This is a genomic window from Dyella sp. 2YAF14, assembly GCF_052114725.1.
In the GTDB taxonomy this organism is placed as follows: Bacteria; Pseudomonadota; Gammaproteobacteria; order Xanthomonadales; family Rhodanobacteraceae; genus Dyella.
In genome coordinates, this window is the sequence record NZ_JBFRFH010000004.1 from 67,296 (window position 1) to 87,978 (window position 20,683).

Annotated in this window: 14 protein-coding genes; 2 read left to right on the forward strand and 12 right to left on the reverse strand. The window is 62.0% G+C overall.

Annotated features, from left to right (window positions below):
- Positions 1-23 precede the first annotated feature (23 nt).
- The 5 genes from AB4Y82_RS08760 to AB4Y82_RS08780 form a co-directional block, all read right to left on the reverse strand.
- Entirely contained in the window at positions 24-314 is a 291-nt protein-coding gene (locus AB4Y82_RS08760) for a hypothetical protein (protein ID WP_441603343.1), read from the reverse strand.
- A 250-nt stretch (positions 315-564) separates the two neighbouring features.
- The gene (locus AB4Y82_RS08765; RefSeq protein ID WP_441603342.1) at positions 565-1,554 is read right to left on the reverse strand and encodes a fimbrial protein; all 990 of its coding nucleotides are present in this window, start codon (positions 1,552-1,554) and stop codon (positions 565-567) included.
- A 52-nt stretch (positions 1,555-1,606) separates the two neighbouring features.
- On the reverse strand, positions 1,607-4,423 hold the full coding sequence (locus tag AB4Y82_RS08770; protein ID WP_441603341.1) for a fimbria/pilus outer membrane usher protein: 2,817 nt from the start codon (positions 4,421-4,423) through the stop codon (positions 1,607-1,609).
- A gap of 196 nt (positions 4,424-4,619) precedes the next feature.
- Complete coding sequence (locus tag AB4Y82_RS08775; protein WP_441603340.1) at positions 4,620-5,360, reverse strand: fimbrial biogenesis chaperone; 741 nt, start codon at positions 5,358-5,360, stop codon at positions 4,620-4,622.
- Positions 5,361-5,449: 89 nt separating this feature from the next.
- The gene (locus tag AB4Y82_RS08780; protein WP_441603339.1) at positions 5,450-6,040 is read right to left on the reverse strand and encodes a fimbrial protein; all 591 of its coding nucleotides are present in this window, start codon (positions 6,038-6,040) and stop codon (positions 5,450-5,452) included.
- A gap of 259 nt (positions 6,041-6,299) precedes the next feature.
- Here AB4Y82_RS08780 and AB4Y82_RS08785 point away from each other — a divergent pair, with 259 nt between their 5' ends.
- A complete protein-coding gene (locus tag AB4Y82_RS08785) occupies positions 6,300-6,569 on the forward strand; it encodes a hypothetical protein (RefSeq protein WP_441603338.1) in 270 nt (89 codons plus the stop codon).
- Positions 6,570-6,647: 78 nt separating this feature from the next.
- Here AB4Y82_RS08785 and AB4Y82_RS08790 read toward each other — a convergent pair whose 3' ends face one another.
- The 5 genes from AB4Y82_RS08790 to AB4Y82_RS08810 all read right to left on the reverse strand — a co-directional run bounded on the left by AB4Y82_RS08790 (position 6,648) and on the right by AB4Y82_RS08810 (position 13,062).
- Positions 6,648-7,514 carry a GAF domain-containing protein gene (locus AB4Y82_RS08790; RefSeq protein WP_441603337.1) on the reverse strand — a complete coding sequence of 289 codons (867 nt, stop codon included), beginning with the start codon at positions 7,512-7,514 and terminating at the stop codon, positions 6,648-6,650.
- Between the two features lie 115 nt (positions 7,515-7,629).
- On the reverse strand, positions 7,630-9,030 hold the full coding sequence (locus AB4Y82_RS08795) for an FAD-containing oxidoreductase (protein WP_441603336.1): 1,401 nt from the start codon (positions 9,028-9,030) through the stop codon (positions 7,630-7,632).
- Positions 9,031-9,207: 177 nt separating this feature from the next.
- Positions 9,208-10,287, reverse strand: a complete 1,080-nt coding sequence (locus AB4Y82_RS08800) for an acetate/propionate family kinase (RefSeq protein WP_441603335.1) — start codon at positions 10,285-10,287, stop codon at positions 9,208-9,210.
- A complete protein-coding gene (locus AB4Y82_RS08805; RefSeq protein WP_441603334.1) occupies positions 10,284-12,644 on the reverse strand; it encodes a phosphoketolase family protein in 2,361 nt (786 codons plus the stop codon). The genes AB4Y82_RS08800 and AB4Y82_RS08805 overlap by 4 nt, the downstream gene beginning before the upstream one ends.
- 88 nt (positions 12,645-12,732) lie before the next feature.
- Complete coding sequence (locus AB4Y82_RS08810) at positions 12,733-13,062, reverse strand: BON domain-containing protein (protein ID WP_441603333.1); 330 nt, start codon at positions 13,060-13,062, stop codon at positions 12,733-12,735.
- 482 nt (positions 13,063-13,544) lie between these two features.
- Between AB4Y82_RS08810 and AB4Y82_RS08815 the strand changes: the two genes are divergently transcribed.
- On the forward strand, positions 13,545-14,183 hold the full coding sequence (locus AB4Y82_RS08815) for a response regulator (RefSeq protein ID WP_441603332.1): 639 nt from the start codon (positions 13,545-13,547) through the stop codon (positions 14,181-14,183).
- Positions 14,184-14,229: 46 nt separating this feature from the next.
- Here AB4Y82_RS08815 and AB4Y82_RS08820 read toward each other — a convergent pair whose 3' ends face one another.
- Together AB4Y82_RS08820 and AB4Y82_RS08825 are read right to left on the reverse strand one after the other, a co-directional pair.
- Complete coding sequence (locus AB4Y82_RS08820; protein WP_441603331.1) at positions 14,230-17,052, reverse strand: TonB-dependent receptor domain-containing protein; 2,823 nt, start codon at positions 17,050-17,052, stop codon at positions 14,230-14,232.
- A 163-nt stretch (positions 17,053-17,215) separates the two neighbouring features.
- A complete protein-coding gene (locus tag AB4Y82_RS08825) occupies positions 17,216-20,590 on the reverse strand; it encodes a GH92 family glycosyl hydrolase (RefSeq protein ID WP_441603366.1) in 3,375 nt (1,124 codons plus the stop codon).
- Positions 20,591-20,683: the final 93 nt, after the last annotated feature.

The following is a 20,683-nucleotide window of genomic DNA, read 5'->3' on the forward strand; positions in this document are numbered from 1 at the left end:
GCGCGCGGCCACCCTCCCTCGGATTACTTGCCTTCGGGCACGAGATTGGCCAGCTTGCCCTTCTTGTCGAACTGGCAGCTGAAATTCTTCTTGCCATCCATGCCGGCGTCGGCAACGCCGGTGATCGTGTAGCCAGCATCGGCAGCCTGCACCGGCTGCAGCTGGATATAGTCGTTCTTCACATCGAACTTCTTCGCCGCCGCATCCAGGCAGCGGGTGGTCAGCTTGCCGGGATCGGGGCGGTCCGAAGCAAAGGCGTGCGAGCTAAGGACAAGCGCTAGCGAAGCGGCCAGGAGCAAGGAAGGATGGCGCATGGGTCGATCTCCGTACGAGGCACGAGGCCGGATTCATTACCAGCCCGAGTTTGCCTTTCGATTCCTTGCGCTAGGATGAATCGCGTATGCGGAGAAACGTGTTCGCACCATTCGTGTCGTGAGCGCGGCGTCGCAGAATGGTGTAGACGATGGTCGCGCATCGCAATGGCACCCAAAGAAAAAGGAGCGCATCGGCGCTCCTCTGGCTGGAAAAGGTGCCAGAAATTGTCTCTGGCACCCTCTACTGACATCACTGATAGCCCACCGTGAATGTGGCCAAGCCTTTGACCAGTCCCGGCGTAACGGTGTTACTGGTGGTGATGTATCGCGCGGTGAACGGAACCGTCAAGGTGCCGTTCGCGCTGGATCCGGCGTTGAACTGATTCTGGTTTCCAATCGTGGCGGAATCGGGACCGAAACTTACCGCTGTACCGTTGCGCAAGACCTGGATACCCACGCCAGTGGCGGTTGAGCCGGCGGCCAAATTCAACGTGCTGCTGCGATTGCTCGGAACGGTAGCGTCCGTCAACGTCATATAGGCCGTGGTAAGCGCGGTGCCATTACCGCCACTGCATGTAAGTTGCAGATTGAAGTCGACCGGGTTGAAGGTTTGGCCTATGGGGAGGTGGGGATTAGATACCGTGCCCATGGGGACGTTCACCGATTTCGTGGAAACCGAACACGTGGGATTGACGACTTTCACGACAAACGAAGCGTTCCACAAATAGGAAACAAAGAACTGATATCTGGCGCCGTTGGAATGTGTGAGATCGAGTCTGCCGAACTCACCAGACAATGTGCCGCCAGTGGTGATGTTGCCAACCTTCACGAGGCGAATGGTGGTCGGTCCAGCGGCAATGTTGGGTCCTGTAATGCTGCTATAAGGGAGGGTGAGCGGTGCTACGTTGCTACCACCCCATCGGTAAGCCAATCCAGGAATACCGGTTTGCCCATACGAACTGTCATAACCTGGAACGGGGGCACCGGTTATATAGTAATAGGCGCCCGCACCCTGCCCACTGCAGGAACCGGTCCCCATAGGAAGCTGCACCGTAATGGTGGCGACCGTTTGTCCGATGGGGGCACTGTTGTCGATGGAAATGGTTTGCCCGCCTGTCACGGTGAGCGCATAAGCCGGCGATCTAGAGCAAGAGACATCCGCGTGTGCCGGTGAAGGCAGGAGAGGCGCCAATACCAACGTGCTCAGAATAAGCAGATATTTTTTGAAGAAATGACTCATCACTGAAATCCTCGAAGGCGCAGAGACCGATGGCCCCTTCGCGTGTTCACTGTCATTGGCAACGTGCGTCTACGGCATCGAGCACGGCACTGGACTGGCCCTTGTCACGCGCCGGCAGCTGGTAGCTGACCTTGCACTGCTTGGCCTCGTCATCACCCCAGCGCACCAGCAAAGTGCCCCCGTCTTCCGCACCGCGCACGAACAGCTGGCCGCCCTGGCCGACCATGCCGACGGTGTCGCCCTTGTCGTTGAGCACATCGGCGCCAAACGGCAGCGCTTCGCCATTGGCCTGGGTGGCACGGATCATCACGGCGCGACCGCTGACGGTGTTGAACTTCAGCGGGATCACCGCACCGGCGCGCGGCGCCGTCTGTACACGCGTGGTCTGCAGCTCCACGTCCATCGAGGTGCCTAGCGGATCGAGCGTCACATCGTTCATGCGGTACGGCATCAGACCGGTGGCCACGGCGTAACCGCGACGATCGATCTTGGACTGGCCATTGCTGCTGATCAGCGCGCCCTTGGCATCCGGCGCTTCCACGATGGCAATCGGATTATCGAGACTGAGCGACGGCGCCAGCGTCACGCCACCCGGATGGACCACCACGCCACCGGAGGCACTGACGCCGCCTTGCTGGTAGTGGCTGGCATAAGAGTAGTTGGCGTTGAGGTTGGCGTACGACGCCTGCCAGCCGACACTCGCACTGGTCGTGGTCTGCGCGCCGCTCTGATCCGCGTAACCCAAGCTGGCGTTGTAGTTGTACTGGCTGCGATCGCCGAAATTGCCGCTGACCGTCGCGCGATCGGTGTTGCCCGCGTAGTCATCACGCGTGGCCGACAGGGTGAGGTTGGGCCGGTTGCGTGAAGGTGCACCCAGTGGCAGCGAGACGTTGACACCGAACTGATTGTCGTACTTGCTGCCAGCGTAAATTGGGCTGGAAGCGTAGGTACGACTACCCGTGATACCGAAGTTGATGTTGTGCCAGGTGTTGGTGTAACCCAACTGATAGGTCGTGGCGGTAGGCGAATTATTCCAATAGCTCGAACGTGAGCCATTGAAATAGAGCTGTCCGTACTTGCCGCCGAAGTCCTGGTTCAACGTGACTTGCAGGCGTTGCTTGTTGCGATAGGGCACGCCGACATTGACGTCGGTGCTGCGATAGCTGGTCATCACATCCTGACCCTGCACAGCATCCTGCAAGGAGAGGTAGTTTTCATTGGAGTAGCGGTACGCCGCCACCGCAAAGGTGGTGCCGTAGGTGGGTACGTTCTTCGCGTAGGACAGACGCGCGCTGTAGCCGGACAGCGAGCTGCCTGCCCCGGCGAAGTTGGTGTGCGAATTGGTGACGTCCACGCCAAAGGCGCCTGCCGGCGTGTTGACTGCCGCACCGACCAGATAGCTCTTGTACAGCGCGCGATAGGTCGACTGCACGCCACCGTACACAGTCAACCAGTTATTGATACCGCGCTGATATGTCCCCTCAACGAAATAAGGCTTGCCGTTGACCAGCGAATCGTCGCGCACCTGACCGTTGGTGACGGCCCAACGCCCCATGCCGGGACGCAGCAGCATGGGTACCGATGCATACGGCACCACAAACGTATGAATGCTGCCATCCGCTTCATGGACGATGACATTGATGTCGCCGCCGTAACCGGTGGCGTACAGATCGTTGATAACGAAGGGACCCGGAGCGACCGTGGTTTCGTACAGCAGATTGCCGTTCTGCCGCACTTCCACGCGCGCTTGAGTGTTGGCCACGCCGCGCACGGTGGGCGCATAGCCTTGCTGCGAGTCGGGCAGCATGCGGTCGTCGCTGTACATGGTGACGCCACGGAATGCCGTGGCGTCGAACAGAACGCCTTGTGTATAGCTATCACCCAGAGTGAGCTGCGCCTTCCACAGGTCCACGTCGTGCGTGGCGGTGGTGTTGACGTTGTTGTACCGGGTACGGCCGGTATTCTGATCCCAGGTGACAGATTCCTGGCTACGCAGACGCCAGCCCGCTACGTTGAGGCCAAGATTGAGGCCCAGATACGCATTGATATCGTTGCTGTGATAGCCGGCGCTGCGCGCCGAGTAGCTGTCCTTGCTGACTGGCACATAGCTGCCATTGGTCGACAGCATGTAGTTGCCGTTGGCATTGGGCAGATAGGTGCCATCGGCGCCCATCGCATAGGTGCTGCCGTTTTGCACCGTGACTTGATTGCCGTCGGTGCCCAGCGCCGTACCGACGCCCAATCCACGTACACCCGCGTAACTCTGGTTGTTGGAGTAGGCATTGAAGTTGTAGTTGACCAGAAAAGCAGTTTCGCCCTGGTCCCACAACTCAGGACTCACGTACCCTCGTGCGCGGCGCAAGAGCGAACCCTGCGGAATGGACACATCCAGACGCAACGCGCCGGTATCCATCTTGGCGCTGGCATCCTGGCTCACATGACCGATGGAAATGCAGCTATTGCCGGGATTGACTATTGACTGGTCGAGCTTGCTGACATCAACGCCCATCTGCAGCAGCGTGGCGTACGAAAAGCATGGCTGCGCGTTATCGCTGCCTTCGACCGGGTGAAAGTTGATGTCCTCGACCGCGACGCGAATGTTGTTCACGTAGAGATCGGAACGATAAACACCCGGCAGCACCGGATTGCCTTTCTCAAAACGTGAGACGTCCACGTTCTGAGAGCCCGTCGTAAAGGCACCATTGAACTCGACCGCGCCACCTGGCGCCGGATCGATGGCCGGGCTCACCGCTGCAGGCGCTGCCGCGCTCCAGCCTACGCAGGGCACAAGGCCAAGCGAGACGGCAACCAACAAGGCAAGCGGCTTGCGCTCCATGGCGACCGGAATGATTGGGTGTACTTTTTCCATATCGAAGCGCTGCCTGGGCAAGAACGTTTGTTCGGTGGCAGACGGTGAAGTCGAGCTCACCGAACTGAGGTTTAAGGCCAGATCCGGGTTGCAACTCTCCATGCGCCCGTTGTCGGGCGCCTTCTCGAGCGCAGGGGGAGCTAGCGGCGACTGCTGAAACGAACCACTTCTTTTCAGCGGTGACTACGGCTGTGCGTCAGCGCGAAAAAGCAACCTCGTGTGATTCAAAGCCGCCGAAGTCATTGATGACATCAACCGTCAGCTTGCCGCCGGCTGCATTCAAGTCGCCATTGACCGGAAGCTTCTCCGTACCCTTGGCGGGACACATGCCGCCTTTGGCGTCGATGGTCTGCGGCACCGTTGAGCCCTTGGCCACAACCGAGGCAATCGACACGTTGTATGGTGTCGGGTTGGTGCACTCCGCGATAAAACCATTCCCATCGGGCCTGACACGCCAGGTCACCTGGTCAACCGCGTCGAACGCGTTGCCGGGCAGGCCCTTGGGCCGATAGAAAATCTTGATGCGCGAACGGATGGCGAACTGCAGAAAGTTGTTGCTGTCGCCGTCGGTGGCCTTGGGCTTCGTGGGGATCTCCAGCACGTTGAGCCAAAATACCGTTTCGCGATCCTGCGGAGGATTGCCGCCGGTGAACATGATGCGCAGTGTCTGGCCTTTGCCCGCATCCACGCGGGACATTGGCGGCGTCAGAAGAAATGGCGCCTTGCTGGTCTCGGGGTTGGCTTGCAGATCGCCGTCATCGACCCAGGACTGCAGCAGCAACGGTGAGGTGCCGTTGTTGATCATGCTGAGGGTGACCTCGCGCTCAGCCGCCGGATAGATCACACGCGTACCATTGATTTGGATACCTGCGTAGGCGCTGCTGAGCCCACCAACAGCAAGGGCGAGCGCGCAGGCGATACGGGTGAGCTGCTTCATGGCGATTCTCGACGCAATCATGGTCAAAAGAGTTGGGAATGGCGAGGCCGGGCATCGGCCTCGCCAGGTAAATCACCAATCGCCAGCGATTAGTTGTAGATCACCGAGTACATGACTGCGGTGTTCACCAGGCCGACGGTGGCAGCGCCGCCCGTGGCGACGTACTGAGCCACGTAGTCAAGCTGAGCCTTGCCGCCGGAGACGGTGGCCTGCGGCGAACCGCTGCTCGTCCACAGGTTGATCTGCGAACCGTTGGTGTTCAGCACGCCCACTTCCACGTTGTTGGCCATGCCGCCCGTGCCCGGGGTCTTGTTCTTCAGGCGGCCCGTGGCCGGATTGACCATCGCCGAGGCGAAGCCGCTCGGCGTGGTGGCGCCGTCAAAGTGCAAGGTCACCTTGGTGCCGTCGGCGCAGTTGCCGCCCGTACCACCAGCAACGATCAGCGAGAAGGGATGGTCACCGGCGGTCTGGCCATTGGCTGCCAGCGCGTTGACGCTGACCGTGTCGAGCTTGACGGTGATGTCCTTAGCGGCGCCGTCGGTGCCCGCGCCGCCGGTCACGGTGCAGATGGTGTCCGTGATCTGGCCGGTGAAAGTGATGGTGCCGTCGGAAGCCTGCGCCTGCAGAGCTGCGAAGCCAAAGGTGGCAGCCAGAACGGCAGAGAAAAGAGTCTTCTTCATATGAGCTAGTCCTTGAGGATTTAAAGTCGTATTCCAGGGATCGACTGGAAGCTTGTATTTCTCGCCTCGTGATCCGAATTACCCATCAATGGGTAAGGCGCATAGCCTGCAGAAGTCTTGCTCCTGGCTGGCGAGGCATATCTTCGCGACCCGGTTAGCCGGGCGGAATCAGAGCGGTCTCAAAAGTTCCGGAGATTTAACGAGCGGACGTGGCTGTCGCGCTCGTTCTCAGTAGCGCAAACGGCAGCAGGGTCCGGTATTGCGCTATCCACAAAGACTGGCAGCTGCAAAAAAATATGCTGTGCGCTTTAAGCGCTCAGATACGCGAGAGAAAGCCGAAATCACTTCATCGCGTGATTTCGTGCCTGATTCATGGCGAAAAATGAGAGAGTTCTTATTTCATTTCGCGATGTCTGGTGTCGCAGCGGTTATTCGTCATCACGAATGTTTGCGAGCACCCTGGCTATCGAAAGTCGAAGATGCGCAGCGTTGCGGCAACGCGCATGGGATTGCCACGCAACCCGAGTGACACCCAACACCACTCTGCACAAGACTGCGCGGTGGAGGTACTACGCGGTTATGTGTGGGAATTGGTCAGACAAGCCAATCACTCGTCGCGAACGACGGCCTGCACCACCTGACTCTCGGCGAGCAACAACTGCGTGTCGATCTCGGTACCGATGTCGCGAGCGAATTTCTCTACCGCCTGGATGGTGGCTGGATCCAGTTGCCTGGGTTGCGGATCGACCGCGCACAAGGTGCCGAAGAATTGTCCGTAGGCGCGGTAGATGGGCACGGCGATATAGCTCTCGAAGCCATACAGCGCCGGCGTGGGGTGGTTCGAAAAAATCGGGTGCGTGCTCGCATGGTTGAACGTGACCGTCTGACCATGCTGGCGGATGTCGTTGCAGATGGTGGTTTCCAGCACCAAGTCCTGCCCTGCCCGCAAGCCGAACTGGATCGCGTCGTACACCGCGCAGGCGGTCCATCGCGTATCCGATACCTTGGCCACGGTGACGAAGCGCATGCCGGTCTCGCGCGATACGGCCTGGAGTATCGATGCCACGCCGGGCATGCGTGCGATCAGGGCGACATCGCGACTGGTTGTTGCGTTTTCACCGGTAGCCAAGGTGGACCCGGGCGCCAGGCGCTCGCGCATGCGACGCTGCAGGCTCAGGCGCGACACGCGATGCACGAAGTCGCGCAGGTCGCTGGTCACCGCGCGCAGCTGCGCGGCGGGGCCGGTCACCACCAATTGGCGGGCATCGATGCGCACGTCGTGCAGTTGGTGCTGGGCTTTGAACTCGTCGACTTCGGCGACGAAGGCTTCGATCCAGTAGTGATCGGGGCGGGCGCTCAGGAAGGCGAGCATCAGGGGCTCGGCCTTGCCCTCACCATCGACGCAGGGCGCCGGCAGGTCGAATCCGGCCACGGTCGGCGGCCAGACGTATTCGGATGCGTCCTGTGATGCCATGACGTTGATGATTCCCCGATCGCCACCCCGGGCCAGTATGCGCCATGTGATGGCGATGTGACGCCCTACTTAGGTGTAATTCCGGGGTACTCAAAAGCGGGGGCGGCGCCAGGGCCTAAGTGGTCACAGCCGGCGCGGGAGCGGTCACCGGACGCAGGTCCTGCAGGGTCGTCGGCAGCAGCTCGCTGATGGTCGGGTGGATGTGTACCGCGTGCGTTACAGTCCGGTACGGCGCATCGGCGTACATCACATCGAGCAGGCAGTGGATCGCCTCGTCGCCGCTGGCGCCGAGGATGGCGGCGCCGAGAAGACGTTCGCTTTGACCGTCGACGATGACCTTCATGAAGCCCAGCGTCTCGCCTCGCTCGATGGCGCGGCCGACACGTGTCATCGGGCGCACGCCGACCTGCACGTCGTGGCCCTTTTGCAGGGCTTCGGTCTCGGTCAGGCCGATGCGTCCCAGGGGCGGGTCGATGTACAGCGCATAGGCGGGGATGCGATCGGAGATGCGGCGAGGCTCGTTGTCCAGCACGTTGGCGGCGACGATCTCGTAGTCGTTGTAGGAGGTGTGGGTGAAGGCGCCGCGACCGTTGCAATCGCCCATGGCCCAGATGCCCTCGACATTGGTGCGGCATTGATCGTCGACCACGATGTAGCCGTTCTTGTCCATCTTGACGCCGGCCTTGTCCAGGCCGAGGTCGTCCGTGTTCGGACGCCGGCCCACGGCCAGCAGCAGATGCGTGCCGTGCACCTTCATGCGCGGCTCGGCGCATTCGGCGATCACGCAGATCTCGCCCGCCGAGCCCTCCAGCTCGATGCACTCCGCGCCAAGATGCAGGGTGATGCCTTCGCGCTCGAGGATATCCACGACGGCGGCGGAGACATCCGGATCTTCGCGCGGCAACAGGCGCTGGCTGCGCTCCACGATGGAGACCTCGGCGCCGAAGCGGCGAAACATCTGGCCGAATTCCAGGCCGATATAGCTGCCGCCCACGATCACCAGGTGCCTGGGCAGCTCTTGCAGTTCGAGGATGCCGACGTTGGTGAGATACGGCACCGTGCCTACGCCGGGGAAATTCGGCTCGACGGCACGGCCACCCACGTTGATGAAGAACTGGTCGGCCTCGATCAGCTCATCGCCGACACGCAGCGTCCGGGGCGATTCGAATTGCGCATGACCGCGAAACAAGGTGACGTTGGCCATGCCCGCCACCCAGTTCTCGACGTTTTCGCGCGAACGCCCGGAGATGCCTTGCGTGCGCTTCCACACCTGGGCCATGTCCACCGTGATCTCGCCGGTGCCCACGCCATAGTCCGCGGCACGACGTCCCATGTGGGCCACCTCCGCACTGGCCACCATGGCCTTGGTGGGAATGCAGCCGGTGTTGACGCAGGTGCCGCCCATCAGCTTGCGCTCGATCAGGGCCACTTTGCGCCCGGCGGCGCCCAGGCGTCCGGCCAGCGATGGGCCGGCCTGCCCTGCTCCGATTACTACTGCATCGAATCGCTTGGTCATGATGGCTGCCAGGGGGAATCCGAAAAACGTTAGCGTGGCACCGTGACAGGAAAGGTCGCGTCAAGGCGCGCCATCTCAACCACCGTCATCCCTGCGAAGGCAGGGATCCAGTGCCTTCGCGCTTCGTGAGACGAAAGTCGCTGGATCCCTGCCTTCGCAGGGATGACGAGCAAAAAATCAGTGCGTCGCCAGGCGGGCGGCATGGCTCGCCATGACGCGGTTTTCCTGCGCCGGCAGCACGCGTGTCTGCAGCGATGGAAAGCACGGAGCGAGATGGGCTTTGACGCTGGCGCGCGTCGGTTCGTCGTGTTCGCCGATGCCGCCCGTGAAGACCAGCAGGTCCACGCCGCCCAGTACCACCGCCATGCCGGCGGCCTGCCGCGACACGGACAAGGCGAACTGCTCCAGCGCCAGTGCGGCCAGCGGTTGATGCTTGGCGGCGCGCAGTTCGCGTACGTCGGCGCTGAGATCAGAAATGCCACGCAGACCCGAGCGATGTTCCAGCAAGTCGTTCAGCTCGCTCGGGCTGGCGTGCCCCTCGCGGAGCAGAAACAGCATCACGCCGGGATCGAGATCGCCCGGGCGCGTTCCCATCAGAATGCCGCCGGTCGGGGTCATGCCCATGCTGGTGTCGATGGACTGGCCATCGCGTACAGCGGTGAGGCTGGCGCCGCTGCCGAGGTGGGCGATGATCAACCGGACCGGCACCGGATCCAGCTGCGCGAGGATCGACTCGCACGAGAGGCCGTGAAAGCCATAGCGCTGCACGCCTTTTGCCAGCAAGGCGTGCGGCAACGGCAAGATGCGCGCCGTATCAGGAAGGTCGCGATGAAAGGCGGTGTCGAAACAGGCGATTTGCGAAGCCTGCGGCAGCGCCTTGATCGCATGCCTCACCCATCCAAGGGCGGCGGGAACATGCAGCGGCGCAAAGCTGGCGGCAGCTTCGATCTTGCGCAGCACATCGTCGTCGATCAGGCAGTGTTCCCGCAGCCATGGACCGCCATGCACGATGCGGTGAGCGACCGCGTCAATCGTGGTGATGCCCGCGAGCTTACGCAAGGCATCCCGCGCTGCCTCATCGCCCTCACCAGCAAGCTCCCGCTCCACCGAGCGGGATCCGTCGTGATAGCGCAACTGCCGGCGCTCACCCCGTGTCTGGATCTCACCTTCGGCCACTGCTTGTGGCCCGTCCGAGTCCACCCGATAGATACCGAACTTCAGCGACGAGGAGCCGACATTCAGGGTCAATACCTTCATGCAGGCTGCCATTGCCAGTTGAGGATGTCCGGCAGATCCACGCCGTGCTCACTCACGTAGAGACGATGGCGCTCGATATCGCTCCAATAGCGCTGTCTCGCCTCCGCGCGCATGGCCACGAGCCTTGGCACGCGATTGACCACATCCAGGGCGAGCTGAAAACGGTCGAGGTTGTTGAGCACCATCATGTCGAATGGCGTGGTGGTGGTGCCCTCTTCCTTGTAGCCGCGCACGTGGATGTTGTCGTGGTTGTGCCGGCGATAGGTGAGCTTGTGGATGATGCCCGGATAGCCGTGGAAGGCGAAAATCACCGGCTTGTCGCGCGTGAACAGGCGATCGAACTGGTCGTCATCCATGCCGTGCGGGTGTTCGTCGGCGGTCTGCAGGGTCAGCAGGTCGACCACGTTGACCACGCGGATGCGCAAGTCCGGGATGCGCTGGCGCAGCAGCATGACGGCTGCCAACGCTTCAACGGTAGGCGCGTCTCCGGCGCAGGCCAGCACCACATCCGGGTCGTCATCGCCGTGGCCGGCCCAGTGCCAGATGCCGGCACCTGCCGTGCAATGCGCGATGGCCGATTCGATATCCAGCCACTGCCAGTCCGGCTGCTTGCCGGAGATGATCAAGTTCACATAGTGACGGCTGCGCAGGCAGTGATCGGCTACCGACAGCAGGCAGTTCGCGTCCGGTGGCAGGTAGATGCGCACGATCTCGGCTTTCTTGTTCGCCACATGATCGATGAAGCCCGGGTCCTGGTGCGAGAAGCCGTTGTGGTCCTGATGCCACACATGCGAGCTGAGCAAGTAATTGAGCGACGCGATTGGTGGTCGCCAGGCCATGGTGCGGGTCACCTTCAACCACTTGGCGTGCTGGTTGAACATCGAGTCGACGATATGGATGAAGGCCTCGTAGCAGTTGAATAGGCCGTGCCGACCGGTGAGCAGATAGCCTTCCAGCCAGCCCTGGCATTGGTGCTCGCTGAGCATCTCCATTACACGGCCATCGGGCGCCAGATTCATGTCGGTATCGACGGTCTCGGCCATCCAGACCTTGGGCGAGACTTCGTAGACCGCTTCCAGGCGATTGGATGCAGTCTCGTCCGGACCAAATAGACGGAAGTTGCCGGTATCGCGATTGAGCGCCATCACGTCGCGCAGCCAGCGACCGAGATTGCGCGTGGCCCCGGCCTTGAGTGCGCCGGGGCGTTCGAAGCTCAGCGCATGATCACGGAAATTAGGCATGCGCAAAGGCTTCAACAAGCTGCCGCCATTGGCGTGCGGATTGGCGCTCATGCGTCGATGCCCGGTGGGCGGCAATTCGGCCAGCTCGTCGATCAGCGTGCCATTGCGGTCGAACAATGCCTGCGGTTGATAGCTTTGCATCCACTGTTCGAGGATCTGCAGATGCCCGGGCTTGGACATGTCCGACAGCGGCACCTGGTGCGCACGCCAGGTGCCTTCGACCGGCAAGCCATCGACAAAGGCGGGGCCGGTCCAGCCCTTGGGCGAACGCAACACGATCATCGGCCAGCGCGGCCGCGTGGCGGCGCCGGCACCTGCGCGACGGGCGCGACGCTGGATGCGCTGGATCCGCGAGAGACAGGCATCCATGGCCGCGGCAAACGCGACGTGCATCAGGGCGGGATCGTTGCCCTCGACAAAGATCGGGTCGTGGCCGTATCCCTGCAGCAGATATTTCAGTTCACGGTCGCCAATGCGCGCCAGCACCGTGGGGTTGGCGATCTTGTAGCCATTCAAATGCAGGATCGGCAACACCGCGCCGTCGCGCGCGGGGTTCAGGAATTTATTGGAATGCCAGCTGGTGGCGAGCGGGCCGGTCTCCGCCTCACCATCGCCAATGATGCAGGTGACGATCAGCTCGGGGTTGTCGAAGGCCGCGCCATACGCATGCGACAAGGAATATCCCAGCTCGCCGCCCTCATGGATCGAGCCCGGCGTCTCGGGCGCCACATGACTGGGCACGCCGTACGGCCAGGAAAACTGGCGGAACAACTGATGCATGCCTTCGCGATCGCGACCAACGTGCGGATAGACCTCGGTATAGGAGCCTTCCAGATAGCTGTTCGCAACCAGTCCGGGACCGCCGTGCCCCGGCCCGATCACGTAAATCATGTTCAGGTCGTGCTGCCGGATGATCCGGTTCAGATGCACGTAGATGAAGTTGAGCCCGGAGGTGGTGCCCCAGTGGCCGAGCAGACGCTGTTTGACGTGCTCCAGCCGCAACGGCTCTTCAAGCAGCGGATTGTCCCGCAGGTAGATCTGCCCGACGGTGAGATAGTTCGCTGCATTCCAGTAGCGATGCATCCGGTCCATCAGGACGGGATCGAGTGACGGCATGGCGCGCTTCCTCAGGTCCGGAACTCAAGGCCCCGGATCGTGCCAATCGCCGCGTGCAGGTGCCGTCATCAGCCGCCAGGGCGTCGGGTCAGCGCACCATGGGCATCACATCGAGCTCGTTGGTGACTTCTTTGACGCCATTCACCTGCCGCGCGACGGTCTCGACCCGCAGTGACTCGGTATCGTTCTTGACCGGGCCGCGAAGCACGATGGCGCCATCGGAGACAATCACTTCCACACGGTGTCCGGCATCGGAGAGCGACGTATCGTTCGCCAGCGCCTTGCGCACCGCTGCCTGCAGCTGCGCGTCGGCGGAACTGTGCACCTGCGATGCCGCTTCCTTCGGCGTTGCTGCCTGAAAAGCCATTGCCGGGCCGGCAGCGAGCATCACCAACCACCCCATGACATGAGCTTTCATACGTTTGCCTCGTCGCGTATCGGGCCTGATCTGCGACTTTATTAATCGTCGAACGCCGTGAAACGCGCGTGCATTTTGCCTTTGGCCCGCGCGGGCCGACACGGCCACAGGCGCCCGCCTGGGCATAAAAAGAGACAGCCCCTACGTGAGGGGCTGTCAGACATCCTTGTTTCTTCTGTCCGTCCAGTGACAGGGCGCCATATTCACAGGATTTCGCTGACAGGCAAATCGGACGAATCTGAGATTGACATGTCGATCCGCGATGAACGGGTCCGCCGCGCGCCAGGGCTGCTTCTCGATCAGGCCTGCGATGCGTCCGCCCCCCCCTGATGACCGCCGATCCTGCTGTTGCCGGGCGACGCGTCGTGATGATCAGCCACTGACACCGTTGCTGAGAGTCCTCTGATTTACGCCCAGCTTTCGTCGAATCATGCGCTGCACAAACTACAGTGATCGCAAGATCATCACTGTGAAGTTGCGTCATGCCTCTCCGTATCATCGTTGCCGATGACCATCCGATCGTTCGGGTCAGCGTCATCGCGGAATCTCAAAAGATCGCCGGCGTGGACGTCGTCGCCGAAGCCCATTCGCCCCGGGAACTGCTTGCGACGCTGCAGCGCACGCCTTGCGACCTGGTCATCACCGACTTCAGCATGCCAGGCCCTGCGGGCGACGATGGCATGGAGCTGCTGGAGCAAATTCGCGGCCGCTGGCCGGACATCCAGGTGATCGTGCTCACCATGTTGTCGAACGCCGGGCTGCTCAATGCGATCCGCTCCAAAGGCGTTGCCGCCCTGCTTAGCAAATCGGACCGGCTCGATGACATCGCCAGCGCGATTCGCGCCATCAAGGCGGGCGAAACGTATATGAGCGCATCGGTGGTGCGCCTGCTAGGCCTTTCCGCCGGCAGCGTGCGCGAGGACGGCCTGCTCGCCCTGACCGAGAAGGAAATCGAAGTGCTGCGGCTGTTTGTGTCCGGATCCACGATCTCGGAGATCGCCGCCAAGCGCGAGCGCAGCGTCAAGACCATCAGCCATCAGAAGATGAGCGCGATGCACAAGCTCGGCATCCGCAACGACCCCGAGCTGTACAACTACGCGCACGAACACGGGCTCGGCTGAGCCGCGTGGTGACCCGCCGAGCACCAGGCCCGGCGGGTCTGCTTGCTTACTTGCCGAAGTCGTACCCCACTTCGAGATACACCGAGCGACCCAGCGCGTTGTACAGGGTCACGTCGTAGTACGGCCAGTTGCCGTTGGTGGTATCGGTGGGCGGACGCTTGTTGGCGATGTTGTTGACCACCAGCGAGATCGTCGTCTTCGGCATGATCTTGTAGTTCACGCTGCCGTTGAAGGTGATCCACGGGCCGATGTTTTTCTCGGTGCCGATGGAGTTCCAGGAAGTGCCATTGCGGATGCCGTACAGCGTGCTGCTCCACTTGCCGATATTCCAGGTGGCCGTGCCGCTGACCCTGCTCTTGAACTCGTTGGAGTTGGCGCAGCACAGGTAGTTGGTCACAGGATCGCCGGCCTTTTCCTGATAGGTGTGCTTGAGCTCGTCGTAGTAGTCCAGGCTAAACAGGAAGCTGCCGATCGATGACGTCTTGAAGTGATAGTTCAGGCTGGACTGGATGCCGGTCTGGTATTCCGTGGCCACGTTGATCGGATAGGTATCCACTTCCGATATGCCGCCCGGATTGACCGGATCGGTGGACGGCAGGCGCTTCACTTCGCCCAGCACTTCGCGACAGGTCGGCGAGTTGATGTCGAACGCTTGCTGGCCGTTCTCGGAGGTGCCGAGGCGGCAGTTGGCTTCCTGCTGCAGGATCTCGTCGCTGCTCAAGGTCACCACTTCGTTGGAGATGCGGATGGCGTTGTAGTCCACCGACCAGCTCAGGTTGTTGTCCGCCGTCGACCAGACGAAGCCGTAGGTGAAGGACTTGGCCGTGATGTCCTTGAGGTTGGTGTTACCCGAAGACACCGCCAGCATCGACGTGCCTGACTGCGCGCAGTCGCCGTAGTTCTGCGAGTTGTAACCCTCCTGGCGACACTTGTAGTAGTCGGTCGACTGCGAATAGCCGCTGCTATGGGAGGAGAACAGGTAGAACATGTCCGGCGCGCGGAACGCCGTGGCGTAGCTGCCGCGCAACAGCAGCGTGTCGATCGGACGGTATTCCAGGCCGAGCTTGTACGTGGCCTTGCCGTTGCCCGTGCCCGCGTAGCTGTACTTGTCATAGCGCGAGGACACGTTGGCGATCAACGTCTCAAACAGCGGAATGCGCATCTCGCCGCCGAAGGCGTACTGGCTGCGCTTGCCTGATGCGGTGGTGCTGCCGGTCACGCCCCGATAGTAGCCTTCGGCGGCTGCCGGGCTGGCCGAGCTGTTGTCGAAACGCTCGTTGCTGTTCTGCACGATGGCGGCGAAGCCCACGTCGCCCGCGGGCAGCGAAAACAGCGAGGTGGTGTTGGCGGTGAGGGTCTCGTTCTGCGTCCAGGCCATCGATTGGGAGATGTTGGGCGCGGTGAACTGATCGTACTGGGCACGCGTCAGCGGTTGATACAATCGATCTAAATTCGGCGCGAAAATAGCGTAGCCATTGGGGTCGGTGCCCAGCTGCGGCCCGAGGTAGTAATCGTCGATGCCATTGGCGGCAAGGAAGTCGGTCGACTTGCGCGTCACATTGGACTGCGAACGGTTGTAGTAGCCGTCGTAGTTCCAGCTCGAATTGCCGATGCTGCCGCGCACACCCAGGCTCACGTTGTAGGTGCGGGTGAACACGTGCTGGTCCTGCGCATCGGAGCCCACTTCCTCGGGCGCAAAGATGCGCTGCCATTCCTCGTACTGGCCGCTGGTCTTGTTGTAGAACGTGTTGTTCCAGAACGGACTGCCGCCGTTGTAGGTTGGGTTGCTGTAGCTGTACAGCATGTCCGCATACAGCTCGGTGCTGTCGTTGAGGTGATAGCGCGCGAACAATGAACCGTTGGCTTCGGTGCTCTTGTTGGCCAGCGTGGCATAGCTCACGTTGTTCGGACTGCCGCAGTAATAGCCGAGATTGGAGCCCGCGCGGTAGCTGTACGCGGTGGTGCCGTTGTACAGATAGCTCAGCGGCGCGCAGGTGGCCGAGCCCGGATCGATGTAGTGCGGATTGTCGCCTTCGGCCAGGCGCAGGAAGGTGCGCGAGGGCACGCCAGGTTTGCCGGTCGGGTCGTCGTTATAGGAATCGATATAGCTGCGCTGGTACGCCCAGATCGGGTTTTCCTGGGACAGCTGCAGGCCGCCGCTCAGCTCCAAATTGCCCCAGGTGTGGCCCGAGCTCACCTGCAGTCGCTTGCTGGCGCCACCGCCGTCGCTGTAGTCGCCGTAGCGGAAGCTCACGTGCGTGCCGTCGATGTGATCCTTCATCACGATGTTGACTACGCCGGCAATCGCCGCCGAGCCGTAGATCGAGGACTGGCCGCCGGTCAGCACGTCGATATGGTCGATCAGGCCTACCGGAATATTGGCGATGTCGGTGATGTTGTTGTTGCCGTTGTAGGCGAGCGGATAGCTCGCCATCGGCCGGCCGTTGAGCAGGGTGAGCGTGAAACTGGGATTGAGGCCGAACAGGCTGACGGTCTTGGCGCCGGGCGTATAACCACCGGTGAACTGCGGGTCCTGCACCGAACCGTTGGCAATCGGCAGCGAACGCAGCGCATCGAACGTATCGGTAAAGCCCTGCTGGTCGATGTCCTTGGCGGTGATGGTGGTGATGGGCGACGGCCCTTCGATCTGCGCGCGCGGAATCAGCGAGCCGGTCACCGTCACCGCTTCGAGCTTCTTGGTCTTCTTTTCATCGGTGGCCGTCGCGACGGGCGGCGTGCTGTTGTCCTGCGCCGAGCTCGACTGCGCGATGGGCGCTGGCGCTGCAACGTCGTTGTCCCCGGCCAGCGCCTGTCCAATCGACAAGGCCAGCAAACTGACTGCAAATGCACTTACTACGTGAGCTTTCATAAACAGCGGTTCTCCCCGGAATGTGCTCACCGCCCCTCTAAGACGGCTTGCTAAGACAAACCTCGCCACCGTCTCTGGCCGACGGCAAAACGAAGACACAAAACTCCCCCTATGCCGCAGAAGTCAGCCTTCTGCGGTCCAGGCCTTTCCTTGCTGGATCAACTCAGGGCGTAGGCGCTAACCCAAGCCACTCCACCTCTGACAATGCAACGCCTTGCGATGCATCGACATGTTCCGCACGCCACCGGTAGTGCGCGTAATTCCCCTGGTGCGCCACACCGAATGCGCGCGTCTGCCGACGCCATGGAAATGCTTCGCCGCGACGCTCATCCAGGCTGACCCAGTGAACGCCATCGGTTGAACCTTCGAACTTCCAACTCTTGGGATCGCGACCCGCCTTGGCCGACGAGGTGAGCGTATACATCGAAATCTCACGCGGCTGGTCGAGATCCAATTGCACGGTCGGCGAGGAACCCTTGAGCGACGCCTCGGTATCGGAGGTGTTGTCGCTCAATGCGCGGGCGGCGCCGTCATCGCCTGCGACCACGACGTGCGCACCCTTGCCGTCGGCAAGATCGACCAGCGGCGCCGGCGCCTTCGCGCCCGACGTCTGCGACGGCAGTCGTGCTTCGCCGTCCGCACTACCCCACTGGGACGGTGCGGCGCCCATGCGGAAATCGAGCACCGCGCCGTCGACCAGATCGGCATGCGCAAGCCAGCTACGGTCGTAGGCCTTGCCGTTGATCGTCATGCTCTGGATATAGCGATTGCGATCGCTCACGTCCGGCGCACGAATGTCGATGGTCTTGCCATTGTCCAGATGGATGATCATGCGCGGGAAATACGGCGCGCCGATCGCATAGGTGGGCGTGCCCATGCGCAGCGGATAGAAACCCGCCGCACTGAACACCCACCACGCGGACATCTCGCCGTTGTCTTCGTCGCCCGGATAGCCCTGGCCGATCTCGCTGCCGATATACAGCCGCGACAGCGCATCGCGCACTTTGTCCTGCGTCTTCCACGGCTGGCCGACCAGGTCGTACATGTAGAGGATGTGGTGCGAAGGCTGGTTGCTGTGGCCGTACTGGCCCATGCGCACGTCGCGCGCCTCGAGCATCTCGTGGATGATGCCGCCGTATTCGCCCACGTTGAAATCGGTGCCGGCGCCGAAGAACGCGTCGAGCTTCCTGGCCAGGCCATCGATGCCGCCGTAGAGATTGGCCAGGCCCTGCCCGTCCTGCACGCCTTCGAACGTCATGTTCCAGGCATTGGTTTCGGTGTAATCGCCACCCCAGGCCTTCGGATCGAAATGCTCAGCATCGACGCGCCAGGAACCGTCCGGCTTGCGGCCCACGAAAAAGCCGACCGCCGCGTCGAACAGGTTCACGAAGTTCAGCGAGCGGCTGTGGAAGTAGCGGGCATCGTCGGCATAGTGCGCGGCATAGGGATCGCTCGCCTCATGCCCGGCGGCCAGTGTCTGCGCCAGTTCGCCGATGCCGAAGTCGTTGAGATAACCGGCCATCGACCACGACAGCCCCTCGTCGGTGCTGTTGTCGATATAGCCCTTGAACACCGAGCGCTCGATACCCTTGCGGCCTGCGCCGGGAATCTCGCTTACCACGGTCGCGTCCTTGAGGGCAGCCTGATAGAACGAGCGCACATCGAAGTTATGGATGCCCTTGTTCCAGGCATCGGCAAACGCGACGTCGGCGCTCGTGCCCACCATCAGGTCGGCATAACCGGGCGATGACCAGCGCGCGATCCAGCCTCCATCGCGATACTGCTGCACGAAGCCGTCGATCATCTCGCCCGCCTGCGTGGGCGTCAGCAGCGCATAGGCCGGCCATGCGGTGCGATAGGTGTCCCACAGGCCGTTGTTGACGTACGGCTTGCCGGCAACGATGCGCGCGCCTGTCTGCGTCGGCGTGTTGGCGCCGGTGGCTGCAGAGAACGGGCTGGCGTAACGATAGTCCGGCTTTGCTGCCGTGCCGACGTTTTCGTACGCCTCATTCGGATACAGGAACAGGCGATACAGGTTGGAATACAGCGTCACCTTGTCGGACGCGCCGGCACCGGGAATCTCGATGTGGCCGAGCATCTCATTCCAGCGCGACGCCGCGCGTGCCTGCACGCTGTCGAAAGTGTCGTTGTCGGCAATCTCCTGGGCCAGATTGCGCTTGGCCTGCTCCAGGCTGATCAAGGAGGTGGCGATGCGCATCGTCACCGTTTTGTCCGCCGCCGTGTCGAAGCCGAACCACGCGCCCACGTGATCGCGACCCTGCGCGCTCAGCCGACCGCTCTCGGTCACCGGCCGATCGAAGCTGGCGTAGAAGAACAAGCGCGTGGCGCCCGTGGACAAATGGCTGGCCACGTCGGAATAACCGCTGATGCTGCCGTGCTGCGGATCGAGCTCGATGCCCGCCTTGTCATTGCGGTTGTCGAACACCAGCTGCGAGCGATCGCCCTTGAAGGTGAAGCGCATCATGGCGGCGTGACTGGTCGGTGTCATGGCGGCGCTGATGCCGTTGTCGAAGGTGACCTGATACAGATCGGCGCGTGCGGTTTCGTGATCGTGGGTGAAGCTCAGCGAGCGCGCATCGCGATCGAGCGGCGGCGCACCGCTGGCCACGGCGGCCGGCATGATCTGGAAGGTCTGGCGATCGCCCATCCACGGGCTGGGCTCGTGGCTCAGCGCGAACGCCTGGATGCGCGGATGGTTATCCGGGCCGTTGCGGTCCTGGTACTGATAGATCCAGTCCGAACCGGCCTGCGTCGCCGGGGTCCAGAAATTGAAACCATGCGGGAGGGCCACGGCCGGAAAATTATTGCCGCGCGAGAAATGCGCGTTGGCGTTGCTGCCGCGACGCGTGTCCACATAGGTGTTGGGCGATGCATCTGCGGCCGCAGGGACATCACTCAGCCGCAGGTCATCGATATAGCCGTGGAAAGCGTCCGTGTCCTTGGGCGCCGCTTCCACCAGTTCGATCGCGGCCACCGTCTTGCCGGCCGCCACCGCACCCACGTCGATATCGAGCGCATTCCACTGATTGTCGTGCAACATGCGCGCAGCGCCCTGCGCGGACGCGTTCGCCGGTACACGATGCTGATCTTGGGCATGCAGCGACGACAGCCGCGTGCCGTCGGTGAACACCAGGTCCACGGCGACGTACTGCGCCAGGCCGCGCGCCTCTCCGCTCGGATCGGCGGGAAGCACCACATAGGAAAGATGCGAGTTCGCCGTCAGCGGCTGCTTGGCGTGAAACAGCACCGTGCGCCGCTCATGCGCGTCGCTGACCGCGTCGGCGTCATAGCGAAGGCTGTGCGTGCCGGTAAAACCGACACCCGGCTTGGAGGTGAGGGATTCCTCCTTGCCGGGGCCGGACACCACACTCATGCGCCAGCCTTTGACGCTGGCTGAATCGGGTTGGGCGTCGCCGGTTTCGAACGAGGTGGCAAAGCCCTGGGTCGGCGCGGTCGCTGCATGCGCCGCCGACGCAAGACCCAGTGCAACAGCGAGACTCATCACCTGACGACGCATACCTTGCGCCGCCGTGATGCCATGCATAGCCGTCCGCTTATTCATCCACGCTCTCCGCAATCCAGTCCGCCCAACATGGGGTGATGCATGCTC